Genomic DNA, 21,396 nt, shown 5'->3' with positions numbered 1-21,396 from the left:
TGTATTCATATGTTCATTTTAACAACTGTTTCAAATTGTGAGTAAAGCCGAAATTTCATAATACAAATTAAATATAATCTTCAGCTATATCTAATAACAGGAGGTTATATGAGCATTAGTCGTCGTTCTTTTTTGCAGGGGGTAGGCATCGGCTGCTCTGCCTGCGCGCTGGGCGCTTTTCCGCCCGGGGCGCTGGCGCGCAATCCGATTGCCGATATTAACGGTAAAACCACGCTAACGCCAAGTTTGTGCGAAATGTGTTCTTTTCGTTGCCCTATTCAGGCGCAGGTAGTCAATAACAAGACCGTTTTTATTCAGGGTAATCCTTCTGCGCCGCAGCAGGGGACGCGCGTATGCGCCAGGGGCGGAAGCGGCGTCAGCCTGGTCAATGACCCGCAACGGATTGTGAAACCCATGAAACGCACCGGACCGCGCGGCGGCGGTGAATGGCAGGTGATTAGCTGGCAACAGGCTTACCAGGAAATCGCGACGAAAATGAATGCCATCAAAGCGCAGCATGGCCCCGAGAGCGTGGTTTTCTCTTCCAAATCGGGCTCGCTCTCCAGCCATCTTTTCCATCTGGCTACTGCCTTTGGTTCGCCTAATACCTTTACTCATGCCTCAACATGCCCTGCCGGGAAAGCCATCGCGGCAAAAGTGATGATGGGCGGCGATCTGGCGATGGATATCGCTAACACGCGCTATCTGGTTTCGTTTGGTCACAATTTGTATGAAGGCATTGAAGTTGCGGATACCCATGAATTAATGACCGCGCAGGAGAAGGGGGCCAAAATGGTCAGCTTCGATCCGCGTCTGTCGATATTTTCCAGCAAGGCGGATGAGTGGCACGCTATTCGTCCCGGCGGTGATTTAGCGGTTCTGCTGGCGATGTGCCACGTCATGATTGACGAACAGCTCTACGATGCGTCTTTTGTTGAGCGTTATACCAGCGGATTTGAACAGTTAGCACAGGCGGTAAAAGAGACGACGCCGGAATGGGCCGCTGCGCAGGCCGATGTCCCTGCCGACGTCATTGTCCGGGTGACACGCGAACTGGCCGCCTGCGCGCCTCATGCTATTGTCAGTCCTGGTCATCGCGCGACGTTCTCGCAGGAAGAGATCGATATGCGGCGTATGATTTTTACGCTTAATGTACTGCTCGGTAATATTGAGCGCGAAGGCGGGCTATATCAGAAAAAAGGCGCGTCGGTTTACAACAAACTGGCGGGGGAAAAGGTCGCGCCCACGCTGGCGAAACTCAACATTAAAAATATGCCGAAACCGACGGCGCAACGAATCGACCTGGTCGCACCGCAGTTTAAATATATCGCCGCTGGTGGCGGCGTGGTGCAAAGCATTATTGACGCGGCGTTAACCCGGAAGCCTTACCCGATAAAGGCGTGGATTATGTCGCGGCATAATCCTTTCCAGACCGTCACCTGTCGTCCGGACCTGGTAAAAACCGCTGAGCAACTGGATCTGGTGGTTAGCTGCGATGTCTATTTGAGTGAGAGCGCGGCGTATGCCGACTATCTGCTGCCGGAATGCACTTATCTCGAACGGGACGAAGAGATATCGGATATGTCGGGGCTGCACCCGGCTTACGCTCTACGCCAACAGGTCGTAGATCCGATTGGCGAGGCGCGTCCGAGTTGGCAAATCTGGAAAGAACTTGGCGAGCAGTTAGGATTAGGGCAGTACTATCCCTGGCAGGATATGCAGACGCGCCAACTCTATCAGTTGAACGGCGACCATGCCTTAGCGAAGGAACTGCGACAGACAGGGTATCTCGAATGGGGCATCCCGCTGCTATTACGCGAACCGGAATCCGTTCGCCAGTTTACGGCGCGTTATCCCGGCGCTACTGCGACGGACAGCGATAACACCTATGGCGAACAGCTTCGCTTCAAGTCTCCCTCCGGTAAAATCGAACTTTATTCCGCAACCCTGGAGGAATTGCTCCCAGGCTACGGCGTTCCGCGCGTTCGTGATTTTGCGCTCAAAAAAGAGAATGAGCTTTACTTCATTCAGGGCAAGGTGGCCGTTCATACTAATGGCGCGACGCAGTACGTACCTTTACTCAGCGAGCTGATGTGGGATAACGCGGTTTGGGTCCATCCGCAAACGGCACAAGAAAAAGGCATTAAGACCGGCGATGAGATCTGGCTGGAAAATGCCACGGGTAAAGAGAAAGGTAAGGCGCTGGTGACGCCCGGCATCCGTCCGGACACGCTATTCGTCTATATGGGATTTGGCGCGAAAGCCGGGGCCAAAACAGCGGCGACGACACACGGCATCCACTGCGGCAATTTACTGCCGCACGTGACGAGCCCGGTATCCGGTACGGTAGTGCATACCGCAGGCGTGACGCTGAGCCGGGCATGAGGGAGGAGGGAACCATGAATCATTTAACGAATCAGTACGTCATGCTGCATGATGAAAAACGTTGTATCGGCTGCCAGGCGTGTACCGTTGCCTGCAAAGTGCTTAATGACGTACCTGAGGGATTTAGCCGCGTACAGGTACAAATTCGCGCCCCTGAACAGGCATCCGACGCACTAACCCATTTTCAATTTGTCCGTGTCTCCTGTCAGCACTGTGACAATGCGCCGTGTGTCAGCGTTTGTCCTACCGGAGCGTCATATCGTGATGAAAACGGGATCGTGCAGGTTGATAAATCGCGCTGTATTGGCTGCGATTACTGTGTTGCCGCGTGTCCTTTCCATGTGCGCTATCTGAATCCGCAAACCGGCGTCGCCGACAAGTGTAACTTCTGTGCCGATACGCGGCTGGCGGCTGGCCAGTCTCCGGCGTGCGTATCCGTTTGCCCAACGGACGCGCTGAAATTCGGCAGACTGGATGAGAGCGAGATCCAGCGCTGGGTCGGTCAGAAAGAGGTCTACCGCCAGCAGGAGGCGCGTAGCGGCGCAGTCAGTCTGTACCGTCGTAAAGAAGTCCATCAGGAGGGTAAAGCATGAATACTATCTGGGGAGCGGAACTACACTATGCACCGGATTATTGGCCGCTGTGGTTAATTTACGCAGGCGTCGTGGTGCTGCTCATGCTTGTCGGGCTGATTATCCATGCGTTATTGCGCCGGATGCTGGCGCCAAAAACGGCGGGCGGCGAAGAGCATCGTGACTATCTCTACTCGCTAGCGATTCGCCGTTGGCATTGGGGAAATGCGTTACTGTTCGTTTTGTTACTGTTAAGCGGTTTATTTGGTCATTTTTCTCTCGGCCCTGTAGCGCTAATGGTACAGGTGCATACCTGGTGTGGTTTTGCCTTACTGGCCTTCTGGGTTGGGTTTGTGCTGATCAACCTCACCACAGGTAACGGGCGTCACTATCGGGTAAATTTTTCCGGACTGGTGACGCGCTGCATACGTCAGACGCGTTTTTACCTTTTTGGCATCATGAAAGGGGAGGCGCATCCGTTTGCCGCAACAGAGCAGAATAAGTTTAATCCACTGCAACAACTGGCATATCTGGCGATTATGTACGCGCTGGTGCCGCTATTAATCATCACAGGTCTATTGTGTCTCTATCCGCAGGTTGCGGGTCTGGGCCCAGTGATGCTGGTGCTGCATATGGCGCTTGCTATCATCGGCTTACTGTTTATTTGCGCACATCTCTATCTGTGTACACTAGGCGACACGCCGGGACAAATCTTCCGTAGTATGGTTGACGGCTATCACCGTCATCGTACCGCGCCGCGTGGGGATAAGCCCGCCGTCTGACCGTATTCATAAAATAAATTAAGCAAGAAAATGTGCCTTGTGTCACATTTTCTTGCAATTTATCCATGTTTGTTTAACCGAACTTCCGTAAAAAGAACGGCAAATAGAGACAATCCTGAGGACATGCTGTTGAAACGCCGTTTGTTTATTGCCGCTTCTTTATTTGCGATGCACCTTTCTCCTGCGCTTGCGGCTGATACCGTAAGTTTTGCTCCCCAACCGCCAGCCATTGATGCAGGCGCCTGGGTGTTGATGGATTACACTACGGGACAGGTTCTTACCGCCGGTAATGAACACCAGCAACGCAATCCCGCCAGCCTCACCAAGCTAATGACGGGCTACGTCGTCGATCGCGCCATCGATAGTCATCGTATCAGTCCTGACGATATCGTCACCGTTGGGCGCGACGCCTGGGCGAAGGATAATCCGGTTTTTGTCGGCTCCTCGTTGATGTTTTTAAAAGAAGGGGATCGCGTGTCGGTACGTGATTTAAGCCGTGGCTTAATTGTGGATTCCGGTAACGATGCCTGTGTGGCGCTGGCGGATTATATCGCGGGCGGGCAGCCACAGTTTGTGGCGATGATGAACAGCTATGTGAAAAAACTTAACTTACAGGATACCCATTTTGAAACCGTCCACGGACTGGATGCGCCGGGGCAACATAGTTCCGCGTATGACCTGGCCGTACTCTCCCGGGCGATTATTCACGGCGAACCTGAATTTTATCACATGTACAGCGAGAAGAGCCTGACCTGGAACGGCATCACGCAGCAGAACCGCAACGGCTTGTTGTGGGATAAGACAATGCATATCGATGGGCTTAAAACCGGACACACATCGGGGGCGGGATTTAATCTTATCGCATCGGCGGTGGACGGACAGCGTCGACTCATCGCCGTCGTGATGGGGGCGAAAAGTTCGAAAGGCCGTGAGGAACAGGCGCGAAAACTGTTGCAGTGGGGCCAGCAAAACTTTGCAACGGTGCAGATTTTGCACAGCGGCAAAAAAGTGGGCAGCGAGCGGATCTGGTACGGAGACAAAGAAAAGATTGTGCTGGGTACGGAACAGGACTTCTGGATGGTACTGCCTAAAGCGGAAATTCCGCATATCAAAGCAAAATATGTGCTGGATAGAAAAGAGCTGGAGGCGCCAATCGCCGCTCATCAACAGGTAGGTGAAATAGAGCTCTACGATCGAGATAAACTGGTCGCCCAGTGGCCGCTGGTCACTCTGGAATCGGTGGGCAAAGGCGGTATGTTCTCTCGTCTGAGCGACTATTTTCAGCATAAAGCGTAAGCCGTTGTCACACGCCATGCGCCTCAAACTCCTGCTTGCAAAGGGAGGAGTGCGAGTCTGCTCACATAATAATCACGTTATCCTTGTGGCGTTGAAAGTTAAAAATTACACTGTATATAAATACAGTGTAATGGTGGAGGCAGCATGGATTACGAAATCAGGCAGGAACAAAAACGTAAGATAGCCGGTTTCCATATGGTCGGCCCATGGGAACAAACCATAAAGCAGGGTTTTGAACAACTGATGATGTGGGTAGACGGAAATCAAATCGTCCCGATCGAATGGATAGCCGTTTACTACGATAATCCGGATGAAGTGCCTGCGGAAAAACTCCGCTGCGATACCGTTGTTTCCGTAGCGGAAAATTTTGTCCTGCCGGACAATAGCGAAGGCGCGATCGTGACTGAAATCGAAGGCGGCGAATACGCAACGGCTGTCGCACGTGTCGAAAATGACGACTTTGCGACGCCGTGGTATCAGTTTTTTGACGCGTTGCTACAGGACAACGCTTATCAGATAGCCTCTGCGCCCTGTTTTGAAACCTATCTGAATAACGGCGCCGAAGACGGGTACTGGGATATTGAAATGTATATTCCGGTACGGCGGAAGTGATCGATTTGTTTTCAACCTGAAAATAGCGGACGGATAATTTGTTCCGTCCGCCTGTGCGCTATTTTTGCTATAAAGCAGGTACAATGCATTTTTTGCCATTCCCGTAAGGAGTGTAAGAGTGCGTGCCGATAAATCATTAAGCCCCTTTGAAATACGGTTGTACCGTCATTATCGCATCGTGCATGGTATACGTATTGCTCTGGCGTTCATTCTTACCTTTCTGTTGGTTCGTCTGTTTTCTATTCCCGAAGGCACATGGCCGCTTATTACTTTAGTGGTGATTATGGGGCCCATCTCGTTCTGGGGAAATGTAGTGCCTCGCGCTTTTGAGCGCATAGGCGGTACGATTCTGGGCGCTGCGTTGGGGCTGGTGGCGCTACGCCTGGAACTCTTTTCCTTACCGCTGATGCTGGTGTGGTGTGCGGTAGCGATGTTTTTATGCGGGTGGCTGGCCTTAGGGAAAAAACCGTATCAGGCGCTATTGATAGGTATAACGCTTGCGGTTGTTGTCGGCGCTCCCGCTGGCGATATGGATACGGCATTATGGCGTGGCGGGGATGTGATTTTGGGGTCGCTACTGGCGATGTTGTTTACCGGCATCTGGCCCCAGCGCGCCTTTTTGCACTGGCGCATCCAACTGGCGCATTGCGTCACGGCGTATAATCGGGTGTATCAGGCGGCGCTGTCGCCGAATTTGCTGGAGCGCCCCCGGTTGGATAAACATTTGCAACAGTTGCTGAACGATGTCGTCAAAATGCGTGGGCTGATAACGCCCGCCAGTAAAGAAACCCGGATACAAAAATCTATTTTCGAGGCTATTCAGACCATCAACCGTAATCTGGTTTGTATGCTGGAATTACAAATCAATGCCCACTGGGCGACGCGCGCCAGTCATTTTGTGATGCTTAACGCGCACACATTGCGTGAAACCCAGCAGATGACGCAGCAAACCTTGTTAACGATCGCCCACGCGTTGTATGAAGGCAACCCGCAACCGGTACTGGCAAACACTGGTAAACTGAATGATATTGCTGCCGAGTTGCGGCAGCTAATGAACGAGCAGCAGGGCGACGCGGTGGCTGAAACCCCCATCCACGGCTATGTTTGGCTAAGTATGGAAACGGCCCGACAGTTGGAACTGCTTTCGCATTTGATCTGCCGGGCTTTGCGCAAATAAAAAGCAGATGGGGCGAATGAATTCGTTGCTGCTTCGATTCAGCAAAGATTAAGAGTATGATACTAATATAAGGATAAAATGAGTGTTACTGGCAACGATTTTATCCCCGAACGTTCAGGTTTCCCCAGGCGGCGACGTAACGGTGTTTCCTCTGGCGGCTTGAAGTATGACGGGGATAAACGTAATGTTTATCCACTAGCAGTTGCTTAACGAATCCGAATCTCACATTATCAGGGGTGTAAAAATGGAAACAACCAAGCCTTCTTTCCAGGACGTGCTGGAGTTTGTTCGTCTGTTCCGTCGCAAAAATAAACTGCAGCGTGAAATTCAGGACATTGAGAAGAAGATCCGTGACAACCAGAAGCGTGTGCTGCTGCTGGACAACCTGAGCGACTACATCAAGCCAGGTATGAGCGTTGAGGCGATTCAGGGCATCATCGCCAGTATGAAAAGCGACTATGAAGATCGCGTTGATGACTACATCATTAAAAATGCCGAAATCTCCAAAGAGCGTCGCGACATTTCCAAAAAGCTGAAAGCGATGGGCGAAATGAAACACGCCGATGTAAAAGCCGAATAATGCGCTACGGCAGTGGGAGCTTATATCGGGCTCTCACTGCAGTTTGACCCCGCCAGTTACCATCTTGAGTAAATGTTGTTTTGGCCAGTGTCGGGTAAGTTTTTTCTCTGCCAGCTTACTTTTCAGGCGCGCAATGTCATGACGTTTCCGGTCCAGCATCAGACCCACCACGCTACCGCTATGCGCCACATTCAATCCGTATAAATCGCACTCTTCGACCAGCGACAGCAGGGCGGTAAATCCCGGCTTAGGTAGCAGAGTCTGGCTGGCGATAGCGCTAAGCGTAGCCGCCTCACCCAGTCGGAGCGGATTTTGCGTTATACAGGCTTCCTGCACCAGACTCCAGGCCTGCTGCAAGGTTGCTGAACTTGCTAGTAATTTCTGCTGGCGAGGGAGACGGTGATAATCTTGCGTGCGCAGCGTGACCGGGCTTTCCAGCATCAGCAAATCAAGAGGCGGCGGTGGCTCGCAGGCGATTTGCGTGGCCGCATTATTATGATCAAACAGCGTTAACTGATGAAAAACAGTGCTATCGGTAGGTTCGATTGAGACACAAAGCCGAGCAAGGGTAGCTTCATCCAGCGAATGGCCAAGATGATGCGCCGTTGCCACCGCCGTAGCGGCGATATCTGCGGTGCTGCTGGCCATGCCTTTGGCAATGGGAATTGACGAACGCACATCGACGCGAATCTCGTTACTCCAGTGCGCAGGATACTGCCAGTGCGCCAGAACGCGCTCCACCATCGCCCGCGACAATGGGCGCTCGTTTACCAACGGCGGCGCAGCCGTGACTGCTACGGTGCTGTACCAGTCAACCGGGCAGGAGATCAGTTTCTCACTGCCCAGAATCCATCCCTGGATAAGTTCCCCGCATGAGGCGGGGCATTGCGCAACAGCCACGTTATCACCTTTCAGGTACGAATAGGGTGCGCGCATAGTGTCATGGTAAAGGCGCTATTACCATGACTTGCCGCAATTCGTCGTATAACGCTCTCAGGCTGATACACAAAGCCCTTCCGTGGCCGGTAGCGCAATGCGCATAACGTCTTGTGCGATCATTAACTCTTCGTTGGTGTTGATGACGGCGACTTTCACCAGGGCGTTCTCCGTCTGGATAAATGTCGCATTACACTGATTTTTCTCTTCATCAACGGCTAAGCCTAAAAATTGCAAATTATGGCAAACCGCCGATCTGGCGCGCGCTGAGTTCTCACCAATGCCCCCAGTGAATACCAGCGCATCCAGTCCACCCATTTGCATGATATAACTGCCAATGGTGGCGCGAATGCGTTCGGCAAACAGGGTGAGAGCGAGTTTAGCCTGCCGGTTACCGGTATTGGCTGCCTGTTCGACATCGCGGTAATCAGACGACACGCCAGAAACGCCCAGCAAGCCTGACTCATTATTTAATAACTGATTCAACTGTTGCGGCGTTTTGCTTTCGCGCAGGGCTATCCACGGCAGAATAGAGGGATCAATATCTCCGCTACGGGTGCCCATCATCACGCCTGACTGCGGCGTAAAGCCCATCGACGTATTGACCGAACGCCCGTTTTTGATGGCGCAGACGCTACTACCGTTTCCAAGATGACAACAAATCACCCGTAATGCGCTGAGTGGTACGCCCAGCTTTTCAGCCAGAACGCCGCTGACATACTTATGGCTGGTGCCATGAAAGCCATAACGGCGAATCCCCAGTTCGGCGTAATAACGCCAGGGAAGCGGGTAAATATAGGCGGGTTCATCCAGCGTCTGGTGAAATGCCGTATCAAACACGGCTACGGAAGGGGCATCAGGCAACAGTTGACGAAAAACGTGAATACCCAATGCGTTTACCGGGTTGTGAAGCGGAGCCAGTCCAGCAAGACGTTCGATTTGCGCTAACGTTTCATCCGTGACCAGCGTCGAGTCTTTAAAAAACTCACCGCCGTGCGCCACACGATGGCCCACCCCGTCAATGTCCCGCAGACTGTTAATGATTTGATAACCCAGCAGCTTTTCCAGCAGCAGCGTTACCGCATCGCGATGATCGGCAACGGGGACGGTTTCCTGCCATTTTTGGCTGAGCGTCTTAATTGTCACCTGCGCATCCGCCATTCCAATACGCTCAATCAACCCCTGGCAGCGCATGTCGCCCTGCGGCATCGCCAGTAACTGAAATTTCAGCGATGAGCTGCCCGCGTTAATTGCCATTATGTTGTGCGTCATAAAGATTCCTTAGCATTCAAAAAAGCAGCCATTTCATCAAATCCGGATTTTGTTACCGAGCTGGTGATAAAAACCTGTTGCGCGCCAGCCTGTTCCAGCCAGGTGCGGACACAGGAAATCTGCGGTGGACTGGCTAAATCAGATTTGGTGACGATCCCGATAGTGGGGCGATTCATCGGTGCGGTAAACCCCGGTGAAAAAGGCGACCACGCGGCGTCAGCGTTAAGTACCAGTGCGATAACCTCCGCGTCGCAGGCGCTGGTCAGCAGGGCGCTGTAGAGACAGCGGTTTTCCAGATATTCCCCTGGCGTGTCGATGGCGGCGGGGGACCAGATAATCGTCTGCGTTTTTTGATAATGGAGCGTTTCTCCACGCCAGCACTGCGTTAATGAGGTTTTACCGCACTGCGAAGGGCCAATGAGCATGATGCGTTTCATGGCATTACGTCCGCGTAACGGGGCATGAGGTGAAACGCATCATTTCGCTCAGAGTGCGCGTGACTTGTTTAAGCGCATACTCAACGGCTGAAACATCGCCGGTCAGCACCACTGCGCCCGTGAAACGATCCAGAAAACCGATCTCGACGGCGCCTGATTTTGTAGCGATATCGCAGGCAATGATAGACGCTTCGCTGGGCGTAATCGTTAAAATGCCGATGGCGGCAACCGCATCCGGCAGGCCCAGTTTTTTAAATAAATCCTTACCGGGATTGGCGATCAGATGCGCCAGCGTCACTTGTTTACCGGGGACGTACTCCTGAATCATACGTTCGGTCGTGGTGTGTATTTCCATTATCCCTCCACCATCTGTCGCCACATAGCCTCATGCGGACGTGGGATCACAGAACGGTAAACCAATAGCCCTTTCTCCCCGGCGCTTTCGCTGGCTACCGTCACGGCGTTATTAACATCAGAGATATCACCCGCCACGACCATATAGCACTTCCCGCCAATGCCGAAGGCCATGTGGACGCGTACCAATGTCACACTGGAGGCTTTTACCGCCCGATCGGCGGCGCTGATACAGGCAGCCACGCTCCAGGTTTCAACAATACCAATCGCCTGACGCTGCTCCACGGCGTTTAACCCGCTAATGGCGGGTAAGACGCTGGCATGGATGTTCGCCAGCACCAGGCTGTCGACGAGCATCTCACCTGCCAGAGAGACGCCCGCGGCTATTGCCTGTTGCACTGCGCCGACATCGCCGCCCAGCATCAATAAAAACTTACCCGGACAGATTGTTTTGCTCACCAGGAGCGACACATTGGCGCTTTTTAGCATCGCATCGCCAGCTTCCATTCCTTTGGCGATGCTGGTGAGTTCTAAAATACCTATTGCCTGAGACATAATTAACCTCTTACGACCGTGATGGCCTCATCGGTGATTTCGTGAACGATGCCATCAATACTGGCGTGAATGGGCGCGCCTAATGCGTCTTGCGGGATGTCAGCGATACATTGTCCTCTCACTACGCGATCGCCTTTTTGTACGCAGGGGATCGCGCTGGCGCCGATATGCTGGCGCAGCAGTAATATGACCCTGTCAGGCTGCGGTTCGAAAGGGTTGAATGGCGCGTCGTGATACCAGTCGTTTAAACCCAGTTTGGCGATCAGCCGTTTGATGGGAATCAGACGGTACTTCGCCATCTCATCCGCCGGGTGGAGCGGTCCTTCGTAGCGCTGATGCTGCGCCCTGAGTTCGCGCTTAAGCATCCGATTGATGCGAACCGGGGAGATGCCCACCGGGCAGGCGACGCTTTCACAAACGTTACATTCCGAGCAGGTCAGTGCGCTGAGTAAGAGCTGGGGCGTCGCGGCCTGGTGATAATTAACGGCGCGCACCAGCAGATGCGGCGATAGCTCATGACCGATTAAGTGTCTTGGGCAGAGCTCCGTACATAACCGACATTGCTCGCAAACCGTCCTGGCGATCGCGAGAATTGTGCGATCGTCTTGCATCCGACGCGCGATCAAAGGATGCGTTTTTGGCAAGACCAGCAGGCCGCCGGTCGTCCTGGTGACGGGCGCATCCAGAGAAGGGAGCAGATTTCCCATCATCGGACCGCCATTAATAAACCCGGGATTGTCCACCGTTGCGCCACCCGCAAGCGCCAGCACGTCGCGTAACGGCATTCCCAGCGGAACCGTTAATGTCAGCGGCCTTGCGACTGCGCCATTGACCGTTAGCGTTCGGCGAGTAACCGGATACTGCTGTTCAACTGCTCTGGCGATATTCAGTACCGTCTGCACATTGTTCACCACCACGCCAACGCTGACAGGCAGCGCGGCTGGCGGGACGCGACGACCTGTTGCCAGCCATATCGTTAATACTTCATCACCGGCAGGGTAGACATCCGGCAGCATATGCAATCGGATGGCTGGCGTCAGTAACGGCGTCAACGCTTTGATTGCCGTCTGATATTTTTCTTTAAGCGCAATGATGCCCTCACGCGCGCCGGTTGCTCTCATGGCGTACTGTACGCCACGAATCAGCCGTGAAGCTTGTAAGGCCATCAGTTGCTGATCGACTTTGAGCATAGGTTCGCATTCGGCGGCGTTAACCAAAAATGTGTCGACCTGCGCCTGTAATTTTACGTGAGTAGGAAATCCTGCGCCGCCAGCGCCCGTCACGCCAGCGGCGCGCACGCGATCGCGGATAGTTTGCGCGTCACAATCGGCGAGGTTGACGGTTGAAGCAGTATTCATAACAGCGCCTCCAGTAGCTCGCTAATAGCGATGGCATCGGCAGTACGCGGATTGGTTTGCAGCGTGATATCCGCCAGCGCCGCTTCCGCCATAGCAGGGATACGCGGCGTATAAGCTTGTTTTTTATCTTTCAGCGCTTCAGCAAGCGTTGGGATGGCGCACTGCTTTTTGAGCTGTTCAACGCGCTGTGTTAACGCATTGAGGCAAGTCGTTTCGTTAGCGCTTTCCGGGCATAAACGGCAGGCTTTGGCGAGCCTGGCGTATCGCTTCGCCGCGCGTGAGTCGTGTGCATTAAAGCGGATAACGGAGGTAAGCAATAGAGCGTTGGCAAGCCCGTGCGGCAGATGAAACTGTCCGCCTAACTGGTGGGCGATGGCATGGTTTAAACCAAGTCCGGCCTGGCTGAACGCCATACCGGCCAACGTTGACGCATTGTGCATTTTGCCGCGCGTCGCCAGACAGTCGCCTTTATTGACCGCTACGGGAAGATACTGAAAGACGATTTGCGTCGCTTTTTCCGCCAGGGCATCAGTGAAGTCGTTGGCGCGTAGCGAAACATAGGCCTCCAGCGCGTGGGTCAACACATCCATACCCGTATTCGCCGTAATAGTGGCGGGTACGCTGACTACCAGCATCGGATCGAGAATAGCCATATCAGGATAAAGCGAGTTATTAAATAATGGATATTTAATTCCTTTATCAGGATCGCTAATAACACAGGCGCACGTGACTTCAGATCCCGTTCCGCTGGTGGTAGGGATAGCCACGCAGGTTTCAATTTCGATGCCAAATTCTCGGCTGAACCAGACGATAGCTTTTGCAGCATCCAGCGCGGAACCGCCGCCAAAACCAATCACAACATCAGGATTCAGGGACTGCATTTGCGTAATACCCTGTACGACCGTACCGATAGTAGGATCCGGCGTAATGTCGCTAAAAATGCTGAGACGATTATTTGCTGGCAAGGCATTACGCAGCGTATCAAGCAGCGGCGATCGCGCCAGAAAAGCATCACAGATAATCCAGATATGTTTATTCGTAAAACGCTTAAGCGCCTTCAGACTGCCCTGACCGCTATACAGCCTGGTTTGTAGTGAAAAGGTATTCATTACAACCTCGTTAGCGGATAGAAAAGCCGTTAGTGAGTACGCAACGCCGCGAACGGGCGAATGTGCGTGCTGACGTCGTACCTTCTCCGGTCGGCGTGGCGATAGTGAAGGTGGTAAAACCTTCTCCGCCGACGCCGATACCCGCATATGACGGGCCATTTTTAACGAATATGGAGGTCTGTAAGGTACGCGCCGCCAGATTCAGACGTGACACGTTTTCTGAATGCATAATCGCGGTATGGTGAAGGCCCGCTTCGACTTTTAGCGCCAACGCCAGCGCGCTATCAAAATCGCTGACTTTCACAATGGGCAGCATGGGCATCAGTTGTTCACACGTGACCCACGGATCTTCGGCATTCACCACCGCGATGAGCAGGCGAGGCGTTTTTGCCGGTGTTGCGATGCCTGATGCTTCCAGTAGCGTCGCCGGGCTCTTACCCACCAGTTTTTTATTCGCATGACCATCCTGTAGACAGACGGTACGTAATTTATCGGTGTCCGACGGGCTGAGAAGCAGCGCGCCAAACGCTTGCATCTGCTGAATCAGGCGTTCTGCAACGCTCTCGACAACAATCAGGCTTTTCTCGGCAATACAGGGCAGATTGTAATCAAAGGCAGCGCCGTTAATGATATCCTCCGCCGCTTTAACCAGATCGGCGGTTTCATCGACGATGCAGGGCGGATTCCCTGCGCCAGCGCCAATCACTTTTTTGCCGCTTTTCATGCCCATCGCGACAATACCCGGGCCGCCCGTAATCGCCAGCACGGCGATATCAGGATGCGACATCATCTGCTGTGTCGCTTCAAAGGTAGGTTCTGCCACGGTGACGAGCAGATTACGTATGCCGCAGCAGCGAAAAGCGATCTCTTCGATCATCCCGATCAGCTTGAGCGACACCGATTTTGCGCCGGGATGAGGGCTAAAATAAACGCTGTTTCCCGCCGCCAGCATACTGATACTGTTATTAATAATCGTTTCTGTTGGGTTAGTGCTGGGCGCAACGGAGCCGATAACGCCAAACGGCGAATATTCAAACAGCACCATCCCGCCGTCGCCGGTGAGCGCCGTTGTGGTGAGATCTTCAATACCCGGTGTGTTATCCAGCGCGGCTTTGTTTTTGAGGAGCTTATCTTCTTTATTGCCCATTCCCGTTTCGGCTGCGCTTTCTTCCGCCAGCGAAGCCAGATGCGGCGCCAACTCTGCGCGAATAGCGTGAATAATGGCGCTACGCGTTTTTAGCGGGCATTGTTGGTAGCGTAAGAAAGCCTGATGCGCGGCGCGAATCGCCTCATCAACAGTCTGAAAAATACCGTTTCCTTTAGTTTGCGTTTTTTCCGGCGTTAGCTGTTCGCTTAAAATATTGCGGATCAGCATCTCAAGTTCAGATGTATTCATTGATATGTTCTCACGTCAATCGCCGCAATGGCGGCTTGTGCAATATGCATGTCCTGTTCAACGCTTCCGCCGCTGATACCCAGACCGCCAATCAGTGCGCCGTTACGCCACAATGCAAATCCGCCACCAAAGGTGACGATTTTCCCCTGCATATGGGTGTCCAGACCATAAAGCGCAGCGCCAGGCTGGACGGCGGAGGCGAGTTCATGGGTGGCGGATTTCATGGCCACGGCGGTCCAGGCTTTTTTGGGCGCCAGTTCGCTGCTGACCAGCAACGCGTCGGGCATCCGCCAGGTCACGGTTGGCGTGCCGTTACCATCGACAATGCTGATAACAACCGGAACATGAAGCTCTTCTGCCCGCGCCACGGCGGAGCGAATTAGCTGATGGAGCTCCTGAAACGAAAGGGACATAGAAGATTCCTTAATGGCTGAGGGATAAGTTGAGGCGAGATAACGCCTGGTCACTTCGTTAATAATGTGGCGCTGGTGAGCGTCATGATCTTCTGCGCGCGCCAGTGCGTACAGACAGTCGGACAGACGGTTGATGTAACGCATGAGTACCTGTCTGACGGCGATATCCGCGCTCAACTCCACCAGGCGTCTTTCGGCTCGACGCGTAAGCGTTCGTGCGAAGTGCAGTCGGCTCGCCGCTTCGCAGCGACCCGGTAAAATAAAACTGTGTACAACGGCAACGCGTGACATTGCCGCGTCTATCGTCGCTTCCAGTACGGCAATTTCTTCGGTGCTGATATAACGCTGGCCTGGGTTAGGTTGCTCACTTTCACTGGCCAGTTCGGCGCTAAACCAGAATATTTGCTGCTGGACGGATTCGAGAAAGCGACGATGCTGTGGATGGTGTGTGGCGCACACGCATAAGCTTAACGCGGCATTGAGCTCATCCAGCGTGCCATACGCTTCGACGCGTGGATGCGTTTTACTGACGCGTTGTCCGCTAAATAAAGCCGTAGTACCTGCATCGCCAGTTCGGGTGTAAATCGTCATAGTTCACCTCAACGTGAAAGCGTGTCGACAATACCGACAACTGCGAGATCGATGGCTTCGTTAGGACCGGAAAAAACATGCCTGGCGCTGGAGCCGCTACTGAGCAGAACCAGTTCGCCAACGCCAGCGCCTACGGAGTCAACGGCAACTTCGTCGCCATTCGCTGGCTGTTGCGGAAGGTGTCCGTCAGCACTGACTCTGCGTACCAGTAAGAGCTTTTTCCCGACCAGAGAGGGGGATTTTTGCGTGGAGACCACTGCGCCTGTGACGCGAGCCAGATGCATGATTTACTCCTGCCTAATCAGTTGAATGTTTCGGACGCTGGCCGCTTCGTGGGCCAGTGCGGTAACGATGCATCGGCGACGAAGTACCAGAATCTGGCGCCTTAGTCGGGCAACATCGGCATAACTCAGGAGCTGACCTGAGTGCAGAATGATGGACTGACCATTTTCATCACAGAAGCTCAACGGCAGACGCGCCAGCTTTTTCACCGGTAAGGACGTCAACAAAGAACGGCATAGCGATATTTGTACATTGACCCCCAGCGCAAGTGCGTAGTGGAGCTTTATGGCGGCAATATCGTTGTCGTTTTGTTCGGCAATTCCCCTGAGCAAAGGCAGATCCGCCAGCAAAATGCGCAGATTGCCATACCGGGAAAACAGCGTGCGTGAATCGGCGTCCCGGAGCTGGGCTGTGCTAAGCGCAATATTGCTTTGCGCCCGTCGCTGCAGACGAAAGACGACCTCTTCAGCAATGCGTTGTACTTTGTCTTCGTTCATCGTCGGGCTACCAAAGAAGCGAAAGTATGAGGATCGTCGGCGCTGGCGGCATTAGCTTCATCCGTGTCGATATGCATCTCCAGACGCATATCCGGCGAGACGCGAATTGCGACATTGTCGAAAATAAGCCTGCGTTCGCTGCCTTCAATGGCGACAGAAACGGTATCGCCATGCGCCACGCGGAAGATCAGCGCATCAAGCGGGGACATATGAATGTGGCGTTGAGCGACGATGACCCCGGACGCTAACTCCAGTTCAGCGAACGGGCTTATCAGACGAATGCCCGGGGTTCCTTGCAAATCACCAGACATACGTAGCGGCGCGGTGATACCTAATGTCCTGGCGTTGGTCCGGGATATTTCAACCTGGCTTATGCTTCGCAGCGGGCCCAGCAGTCGAACCTTTTTTAACTGACCTTTAGGGCCAGCCAGCGTGACGGTCTGTTCCGCCGCATATTGTCCCGGTTGCAGTAGCGCTTTTTTTTCGCGGATGGCCTGTTCGGGGAAAAGTCGCGCGTAATCTGCGGCGCAGAGATGGATATGCCGATTTGAAACGCCGAGCGGAATGGGGCGATTGCGCAGCTCATCCAGCACTTTATGAACCGTGGATTCAAGAAGCGTTTTATCCATTACGCGTCGCCTCGTTTTCCTGAATGCAGACATTGCGTGCGGGGTTCGCCCTTTTGGCGCTTGCAGGCAGGGTCCAGGCATAAATTGCAGCTAATAAGAGGCGATAAATCTTGCTGTACTTCCGGCAGTTGAGGTTCCTTAATCGGCGTTGCCTGCGCAATGGCGGGAGCGGATTCGGGGATAACGGCTAAAATACCGTCTCCTGGCCTGGCGATCACTTTATGAGCAATCAGACCATGCCGTTGGTCGGCAAAACTTGCGCCGGTGATGATGGCCGCCTGAACGGAGGCCACATCACCGGTGATTTTGATCACCGTCCAGCCTGAGCCGTGAGTTTTTTCGAGGCCCACCAGCGTGATGGAAGCGGCTTTCGCCATGACATCCGCGCAACTGATGGCTAATGCCAGACCACTAACTTCAAGTAATCCCAGTGATTGCTTCACGCTGTGCTCCTTATTTGCTGCCAGTCAGGCGGATTTAGGTAAAATAGCCTCAACGTCGCTATGCGGACGCGGAATAACATGGCAGGATTTCACTTCGCCTACCGCACTTGCCGCGACGCTGCCCGCATCAACGGCTGCTTTCACCGCGCCGACATCGCCGCGAACCATAACGGTGACGAGACCGGAGCCAATTTTTTCATAGCCAACCAGTTGCACATTGGCAGATTTCACCATGGCATCAGCGGCTTCAATGGCGCCGACCAGCCCCTTTGTTTCAACCAGTCCTAGTGCGTTATTCATACTGCTTTTCTCCTGTCGATGATGAGTCACATTCCCTGAAAGGAATGCCTTTAACCAGTCGCGCAGCGTTATTGCCGGTGCATCGCTGAGCGCGGTTGTTTTGGTGATACGTCAGCGTAAAAAGCGGCGCTGATGGGGGAAGATTTTTGTAATGCACTATCAGTTTTTCCCGATCGCAAGCGATGCCGACGAGCAAGGGGGAGCGGCTGGCGGCAAGCCATGCCTGATAGATCACCTCGCCAGCCTCTTGTTCCTGCACAACCCAGGGTATGCCTTCTTCCTCAATACCCAGCAATACGTGTTGCCAGTCGGATATATGGCATCCCAGAGTGGTGATAACGATAGCGGGTAAATTGTGATTACTTTCCATGAGCAAATGCCTTATGCCAGGAGAGAATCAGCCCTGTGGCGACAGCGTTTCTTGGGCCTTCTGTCCCACGAATATTGCCGCGTCCGGCCACCAGACGATAATGCGCCAGCGCGTCAGTAACGAGCTGCGGTACTTCGAAATCAAGCGCCGAACCACCGACCAGGACAACAAACGGAATGTCGCGGATATTGCCCGTTGGGCTGACCTGGCGTAGCGCCCGCAATGCGTTGGTGACAAATACGCGCTCTTTTGCGCTGCGGCGAATAGCGCGCACTTTTTCCAGCGCTATATCTCCCGGAAGCGGCACCAGTTCACCTGGTTTGACGACGCAGACACGAGCGAATACTTCAGGAGGAAGCGGAGCGGGGAAGAACTGAACGCTGCCATCCTCATGGCGAAGGTGAAAAAGACTTTCCACTTTTGCTAACGGGTATTTTTTGATCTCTTCCGCAAGGTAGCGATCGTTAAGTCCCAGCTCACGCGCAATAATCATCGTGACCATATCGCCCGCACCAGCGAGATGCGTGGCGATAATTTCACCTTTGGGATTAATGATGGAAGCATCTGTTGAGCCTGCGCCTAAATCCAGAATAGCCAGTGGGCGCGTTGTGCCGGGCGTGGTTAGTGCGCCCAAAATAGCGGCTTCCGCTTCTGCGCCGCCGACCTGGACGTTAATGCTGAGTTTTTGCTCAATCTCACGTGCAATCATGGCCATCTGGAGACGGTCCGATTTCACCATTGAGGCTATGCCTACTGCCTGCTCCAGGGAAAACTCTCCGGCCAGTCCGCCCGTCACGTTCACCGGAACGGAGGTATCAACAGCCAATAAATCCTGGATAAAGATTTCAGCGCTGGGTTTATTGGTCAGTTCCGCCATGGTTTGACGGACATGTTCCAGCATTCCGCCGATGTTGGTGCCAGTTTCACCCGTGACGTTATCAAGACGAGGGCAGTTGCTCACAGCTTTCATAATGGCATCGGCACCGGCGGCGATGTCAACGCGCTGAGTGCGTCCCTGTGAAAGCAGCTCAATATTGCCAGCGGGGATCGCGCGGGCTTTTACATCCCCTGAGGGTGTTTTCACCACCACCGCCGAGCGGTTGCCAATTAGCGCGCGTGCCATCGGCACAATATTTTTGGTCTCTTCCGAATTAAGATTAAAGACGGTAGCAATGCCGTAAGGATTGGACAGCGTTTCGATCACTTTTCCTGGAACGGCAACTTCTATTGCCGCCAGCATTCCCAGTGGAATTCGGTCGATATAACGAACTTCGTCCACGATAGGCAGCGGTTTTTCCAGCCGGTTGCTGACCAGCACGCCATCATCCTGCTGTAAGATAACGCCGGTTAGCTGATAACCGGCGCGCGCAGCGGCATTGATCATGGTCGCGACGTCAGCAAAGTCAAAGGCGGAAGAGACTACCAGAATGTAAGGTTTATCTGCCGGGCAGGTGAGCAGTTCTTGCGGCGTAATCGTTACGCCAACGCCCAAACCCACGCCGCCGGGGGTCTTGGGGTTATGACCGATCATTGTTGATTCGGTGATGATGGTTTCCGTTATGGTCTCCATCGCCACATCGCCGATAACTGGGGTAGCTTCATTGATGCGAATAAGCGAAATATCGCTGATATTGATGCCTGCGTTTTTTGCGGCAAGCGCAAGCGCCTCCTGAATGCCGAACACATTCCGCAATGTGCCTTTGATTCCGGTGGTTTCTGCCAGCGAGCTGCTTTTTATTATCAGCTCGCCTGAATCACTCAACGCTGCCAGTGCGACTTCCGTTGAGGAGTTACCGATATCTATGCCAGCTATATATTGCATATCCGCTCCCGCGCTTAATCGTCGCCTTTGAGTTTTTTGCGTTCGACATACAGCGTGGCGGCTTCACGAACGAAAGTAGCGCATATCTTTGCCTGATAGCGTGATTCCAGATCGTCCGCGATGGCCATCAGCTCTTCTTTTGTGGAGCGATAGGGACGCAGGGCGTTGTAGATTTCCAGAATGCGATCGTCGGGTACGGCGGTTAACTCTGCCGCGCGTTCGAAGTTCATCGCGAGGCGATCGCGTCCGGCATCTTTAGCGATAGCCGCCTGAATACGCAGTGTTTCTGGCGTAATTCGCATATCCTGGGCGGTGACGTTGTCGCTCAGTACGTTTTCCAGCGTGAAATCATCCAGCGTTTTATTGGTGGCGGTTTTTACCCATTCTGGATGTTTATTTGCCAGCGGATAATCGCTGACTTTCGCCGTGTGCGTTGACGTTCCCGCGGCGGCCGACACAGAGGTTTGCCCCTGCAGGCTATTCATGCGGCTTAACACGTCCCGAACCATAGATTCAATTGCTTCGGTATTCATGGAGGTATCCTTTTTTAAAGCGCCACGCGCAGTTCTTGCGGGTTTTTACCCGTCACAACGTATTTCGTTTCTTTAATGTGCAAAATGGCCGATTTTGCCTGGTACTTCGGACGAGCCATTTGATCGTTCAGCGTTGGGACTGGCTGTGGTGATTCGCGTTTTGCGTAGCGCGCGGCGTTCTTACCAATCTGGCGATAGGTCTCCAGCGTCAGAAGCGGTGCCTGTGGAAACAGCTCCAGGTTAGAAAGCGGCGGCAGGCCTTGCTGATGAATAACGGTTGTACCCTTTGACTGAATGCCGATAGAAATACCAGACCCGCTCAGTCGGTTGCCTTCAACGGCTACAAAGGCGACATCGGAAGATTTAAAACAGCGAATGACACGCGCTTTGATACCTTCTTCTTCAATCCCGGCAATGACTTCACGCAGAATGCTTTTATGCGGTAATCCGACAATATTGACGGTCTGTGACAGGCCAAACGCTGGTCCAACGGCAATGACGACTTCATCCTGCTGCGTTCCCTGTTTCGCTTCGCCAATTTCCGTCAAAAAACATTCTCCGCCAGGTGCAGTGGTTTGTGCAGCGGCGGTTGCTGAAGGGGCGTGAAACGAAACCGGCGTGTCGCTGGTTTGCATTTCTGACAGTACGTCTTCGATTATCTGACGCAGCAGTTTTTCATTAATTTCCATTTTTCA

The 21,396-nt window shown here is 53.3% G+C and carries 25 protein-coding genes; 7 read left to right on the top strand and 18 right to left on the bottom strand.

The features are described 5' to 3' along the window. Window positions 1–108 precede the first annotated feature (108 nt). The 7 genes from phsA to F4V72_RS18620 all read left to right on the top strand — a co-directional run bounded on the left by phsA (window position 109) and on the right by F4V72_RS18620 (window position 7,404). Entirely contained in the window at window positions 109–2,385 is a 2,277-nt protein-coding gene (phsA, locus tag F4V72_RS18650) for a thiosulfate reductase PhsA (RefSeq protein ID WP_150342490.1), read from the top strand. A 14-nt stretch (window positions 2,386–2,399) separates the two neighbouring features. Next, a complete protein-coding gene (gene phsB / locus F4V72_RS18645) occupies window positions 2,400–2,978 on the top strand; it encodes a thiosulfate reductase electron transport protein PhsB (RefSeq protein ID WP_053528888.1) in 579 nt (192 codons plus the stop codon). Further along, complete coding sequence (gene phsC / locus F4V72_RS18640; protein ID WP_023245852.1) at window positions 2,975–3,739, top strand: thiosulfate reductase cytochrome B subunit; 765 nt, start codon at window positions 2,975–2,977, stop codon at window positions 3,737–3,739. The genes phsB and phsC overlap by 4 nt, the downstream gene beginning before the upstream one ends. Before the next feature lie 123 nt (window positions 3,740–3,862). Continuing rightward, on the top strand, window positions 3,863–5,035 hold the full coding sequence (gene dacD / locus F4V72_RS18635; RefSeq protein ID WP_063390584.1) for a serine-type D-Ala-D-Ala carboxypeptidase DacD: 1,173 nt from the start codon (window positions 3,863–3,865) through the stop codon (window positions 5,033–5,035). Between the two features lie 144 nt (window positions 5,036–5,179). Then, on the top strand, window positions 5,180–5,647 hold the full coding sequence (gene sbmC / locus F4V72_RS18630) for a DNA gyrase inhibitor SbmC (protein WP_136058209.1): 468 nt from the start codon (window positions 5,180–5,182) through the stop codon (window positions 5,645–5,647). 118 nt (window positions 5,648–5,765) lie between these two features. Next, entirely contained in the window at window positions 5,766–6,824 is a 1,059-nt protein-coding gene (locus F4V72_RS18625; RefSeq protein WP_023245849.1) for an FUSC family protein, read from the top strand. Between the two features lie 244 nt (window positions 6,825–7,068). Next, a complete protein-coding gene (locus F4V72_RS18620) occupies window positions 7,069–7,404 on the top strand; it encodes a DUF496 family protein (protein WP_000450405.1) in 336 nt (111 codons plus the stop codon). 33 nt (window positions 7,405–7,437) lie between these two features. On the opposite strand, the gene pduX is transcribed toward F4V72_RS18620, so the two are convergent. From pduX to pduD, 18 genes are all read right to left on the bottom strand, one after another. Beyond that, complete coding sequence (gene pduX / locus F4V72_RS18615; protein ID WP_136058210.1) at window positions 7,438–8,304, bottom strand: L-threonine kinase PduX; 867 nt, start codon at window positions 8,302–8,304, stop codon at window positions 7,438–7,440. A gap of 93 nt (window positions 8,305–8,397) precedes the next feature. Beyond that, window positions 8,398–9,612 carry a propanediol utilization propionate kinase PduW gene (gene pduW, locus F4V72_RS18610; RefSeq protein WP_136058211.1) on the bottom strand — a complete coding sequence of 405 codons (1,215 nt, stop codon included), beginning with the start codon at window positions 9,610–9,612 and terminating at the stop codon, window positions 8,398–8,400. Continuing rightward, window positions 9,609–10,049: a EutP/PduV family microcompartment system protein gene (gene pduV / locus F4V72_RS18605; protein ID WP_023245846.1), complete on the bottom strand. Its 441-nt coding sequence runs from the start codon at window positions 10,047–10,049 to the stop codon at window positions 9,609–9,611. The genes pduW and pduV overlap by 4 nt, the downstream gene beginning before the upstream one ends. A 4-nt stretch (window positions 10,050–10,053) precedes the next feature. Then, window positions 10,054–10,404, bottom strand: coding sequence for a propanediol utilization microcompartment protein PduU (gene pduU / locus F4V72_RS18600; RefSeq protein WP_000402456.1), 351 nt, complete (start codon window positions 10,402–10,404; stop codon window positions 10,054–10,056). Beyond that, window positions 10,404–10,958 (bottom strand): propanediol utilization microcompartment protein PduT, encoded by a 555-nt coding sequence (gene pduT, locus F4V72_RS18595; protein WP_046094620.1) that lies wholly within the window; start codon window positions 10,956–10,958, stop codon window positions 10,404–10,406. Before pduT ends, pduU begins: the two co-directional genes overlap by 1 nt. A gap of 2 nt (window positions 10,959–10,960) precedes the next feature. After that, on the bottom strand, window positions 10,961–12,316 hold the full coding sequence (locus tag F4V72_RS18590) for a 4Fe-4S dicluster domain-containing protein (RefSeq protein WP_063390583.1): 1,356 nt from the start codon (window positions 12,314–12,316) through the stop codon (window positions 10,961–10,963). After that, window positions 12,313–13,425, bottom strand: a complete 1,113-nt coding sequence (locus F4V72_RS18585) for a 1-propanol dehydrogenase PduQ (RefSeq protein WP_023245842.1) — start codon at window positions 13,423–13,425, stop codon at window positions 12,313–12,315. Before F4V72_RS18585 ends, F4V72_RS18590 begins: the two co-directional genes overlap by 4 nt. A 10-nt stretch (window positions 13,426–13,435) precedes the next feature. Next, a complete protein-coding gene (pduP, locus tag F4V72_RS18580; protein ID WP_023245841.1) occupies window positions 13,436–14,821 on the bottom strand; it encodes a CoA-acylating propionaldehyde dehydrogenase PduP in 1,386 nt (461 codons plus the stop codon). Further along, window positions 14,818–15,825, bottom strand: coding sequence for a two-domain cob(I)yrinic acid a,c-diamide adenosyltransferase PduO (gene pduO, locus F4V72_RS18575; RefSeq protein ID WP_136058212.1), 1,008 nt, complete (start codon window positions 15,823–15,825; stop codon window positions 14,818–14,820). The genes pduP and pduO overlap by 4 nt, the downstream gene beginning before the upstream one ends. Window positions 15,826–15,833: 8 nt before the next feature. After that, complete coding sequence (locus tag F4V72_RS18570) at window positions 15,834–16,109, bottom strand: EutN/CcmL family microcompartment protein (protein WP_023179480.1); 276 nt, start codon at window positions 16,107–16,109, stop codon at window positions 15,834–15,836. Between the two features lie 3 nt (window positions 16,110–16,112). Beyond that, window positions 16,113–16,604 carry a microcompartment protein PduM gene (gene pduM / locus F4V72_RS18565; RefSeq protein WP_023245839.1) on the bottom strand — a complete coding sequence of 164 codons (492 nt, stop codon included), beginning with the start codon at window positions 16,602–16,604 and terminating at the stop codon, window positions 16,113–16,115. Further along, window positions 16,601–17,233, bottom strand: a complete 633-nt coding sequence (locus F4V72_RS18560; protein ID WP_136058213.1) for a phosphate propanoyltransferase — start codon at window positions 17,231–17,233, stop codon at window positions 16,601–16,603. Before F4V72_RS18560 ends, pduM begins: the two co-directional genes overlap by 4 nt. Further along, on the bottom strand, window positions 17,233–17,700 hold the full coding sequence (locus F4V72_RS18555; RefSeq protein WP_264165436.1) for a BMC domain-containing protein: 468 nt from the start codon (window positions 17,698–17,700) through the stop codon (window positions 17,233–17,235). The genes F4V72_RS18560 and F4V72_RS18555 overlap by 1 nt, the downstream gene beginning before the upstream one ends. Continuing rightward, window positions 17,701–17,976 carry a propanediol utilization microcompartment protein PduJ gene (gene pduJ / locus F4V72_RS18550; protein WP_001057756.1) on the bottom strand — a complete coding sequence of 92 codons (276 nt, stop codon included), beginning with the start codon at window positions 17,974–17,976 and terminating at the stop codon, window positions 17,701–17,703. Further along, the gene (locus F4V72_RS18545; protein ID WP_023179472.1) at window positions 17,969–18,346 is read right to left on the bottom strand and encodes a glycerol dehydratase reactivase beta/small subunit family protein; all 378 of its coding nucleotides are present in this window, start codon (window positions 18,344–18,346) and stop codon (window positions 17,969–17,971) included. Before F4V72_RS18545 ends, pduJ begins: the two co-directional genes overlap by 8 nt. Further along, entirely contained in the window at window positions 18,336–20,168 is a 1,833-nt protein-coding gene (locus F4V72_RS18540) for a diol dehydratase reactivase subunit alpha (RefSeq protein ID WP_053510295.1), read from the bottom strand. The genes F4V72_RS18545 and F4V72_RS18540 overlap by 11 nt, the downstream gene beginning before the upstream one ends. 14 nt (window positions 20,169–20,182) lie before the next feature. Continuing rightward, on the bottom strand, window positions 20,183–20,701 hold the full coding sequence (pduE, locus tag F4V72_RS18535) for a propanediol dehydratase small subunit PduE (protein ID WP_053510294.1): 519 nt from the start codon (window positions 20,699–20,701) through the stop codon (window positions 20,183–20,185). Window positions 20,702–20,715: 14 nt separating this feature from the next. Continuing rightward, window positions 20,716–21,390, bottom strand: a complete 675-nt coding sequence (gene pduD, locus F4V72_RS18530; RefSeq protein WP_000405056.1) for a propanediol dehydratase medium subunit PduD — start codon at window positions 21,388–21,390, stop codon at window positions 20,716–20,718. Window positions 21,391–21,396: the final 6 nt, after the last annotated feature.

This window comes from Salmonella enterica subsp. diarizonae (assembly GCF_008692785.1).
Classification (GTDB): Bacteria; Pseudomonadota; Gammaproteobacteria; order Enterobacterales; family Enterobacteriaceae; genus Salmonella; species Salmonella diarizonae.
Note: the sequence above shows the minus strand (reverse complement) of the source record. Positions and strands in the feature narration are given on the sequence as shown.

Bases quoted from the DNA above. Each gene is read 5' to 3' on its own strand.
- phsA (WP_150342490.1), top strand. From the start codon at position 109: ATGAGCATTAGTCGTCGTTCTTTTTTGCAGGGGGTAGGCATCGGCTGC.
- phsB (WP_053528888.1), top strand. From the start codon at position 2,400: ATGAATCATTTAACGAATCAGTACGTCATGCTGCATGATGAAAAACGT.
- phsC (WP_023245852.1), top strand. From the start codon at position 2,975: ATGAATACTATCTGGGGAGCGGAACTACACTATGCACCGGATTATTGG.
- dacD (WP_063390584.1), top strand. From the start codon at position 3,863: ATGCTGTTGAAACGCCGTTTGTTTATTGCCGCTTCTTTATTTGCGATG.
- sbmC (WP_136058209.1), top strand. From the start codon at position 5,180: ATGGATTACGAAATCAGGCAGGAACAAAAACGTAAGATAGCCGGTTTC.
- F4V72_RS18620 (WP_000450405.1), top strand. From the start codon at position 7,069: ATGGAAACAACCAAGCCTTCTTTCCAGGACGTGCTGGAGTTTGTTCGT.
- pduW (WP_136058211.1), bottom strand. From the start codon at position 9,612: ATGACGCACAACATAATGGCAATTAACGCGGGCAGCTCATCGCTGAAA.
- pduV (WP_023245846.1), bottom strand. From the start codon at position 10,049: ATGAAACGCATCATGCTCATTGGCCCTTCGCAGTGCGGTAAAACCTCA.
- pduU (WP_000402456.1), bottom strand. From the start codon at position 10,404: ATGGAAATACACACCACGACCGAACGTATGATTCAGGAGTACGTCCCC.
- pduT (WP_046094620.1), bottom strand. From the start codon at position 10,958: ATGTCTCAGGCAATAGGTATTTTAGAACTCACCAGCATCGCCAAAGGA.
- F4V72_RS18590 (WP_063390583.1), bottom strand. From the start codon at position 12,316: ATGAATACTGCTTCAACCGTCAACCTCGCCGATTGTGACGCGCAAACT.
- F4V72_RS18585 (WP_023245842.1), bottom strand. From the start codon at position 13,425: ATGAATACCTTTTCACTACAAACCAGGCTGTATAGCGGTCAGGGCAGT.
- pduP (WP_023245841.1), bottom strand. From the start codon at position 14,821: ATGAATACATCTGAACTTGAGATGCTGATCCGCAATATTTTAAGCGAA.
- pduO (WP_136058212.1), bottom strand. From the start codon at position 15,825: ATGACGATTTACACCCGAACTGGCGATGCAGGTACTACGGCTTTATTT.
- F4V72_RS18570 (WP_023179480.1), bottom strand. From the start codon at position 16,109: ATGCATCTGGCTCGCGTCACAGGCGCAGTGGTCTCCACGCAAAAATCC.
- pduM (WP_023245839.1), bottom strand. From the start codon at position 16,604: ATGAACGAAGACAAAGTACAACGCATTGCTGAAGAGGTCGTCTTTCGT.
- F4V72_RS18560 (WP_136058213.1), bottom strand. From the start codon at position 17,233: ATGGATAAAACGCTTCTTGAATCCACGGTTCATAAAGTGCTGGATGAG.
- pduJ (WP_001057756.1), bottom strand. From the start codon at position 17,976: ATGAATAACGCACTAGGACTGGTTGAAACAAAGGGGCTGGTCGGCGCC.
- F4V72_RS18545 (WP_023179472.1), bottom strand. From the start codon at position 18,346: ATGGAAAGTAATCACAATTTACCCGCTATCGTTATCACCACTCTGGGA.
- F4V72_RS18540 (WP_053510295.1), bottom strand. From the start codon at position 20,168: ATGCAATATATAGCTGGCATAGATATCGGTAACTCCTCAACGGAAGTC.
- pduE (WP_053510294.1), bottom strand. From the start codon at position 20,701: ATGAATACCGAAGCAATTGAATCTATGGTTCGGGACGTGTTAAGCCGC.
- pduD (WP_000405056.1), bottom strand. From the start codon at position 21,390: ATGGAAATTAATGAAAAACTGCTGCGTCAGATAATCGAAGACGTACTG.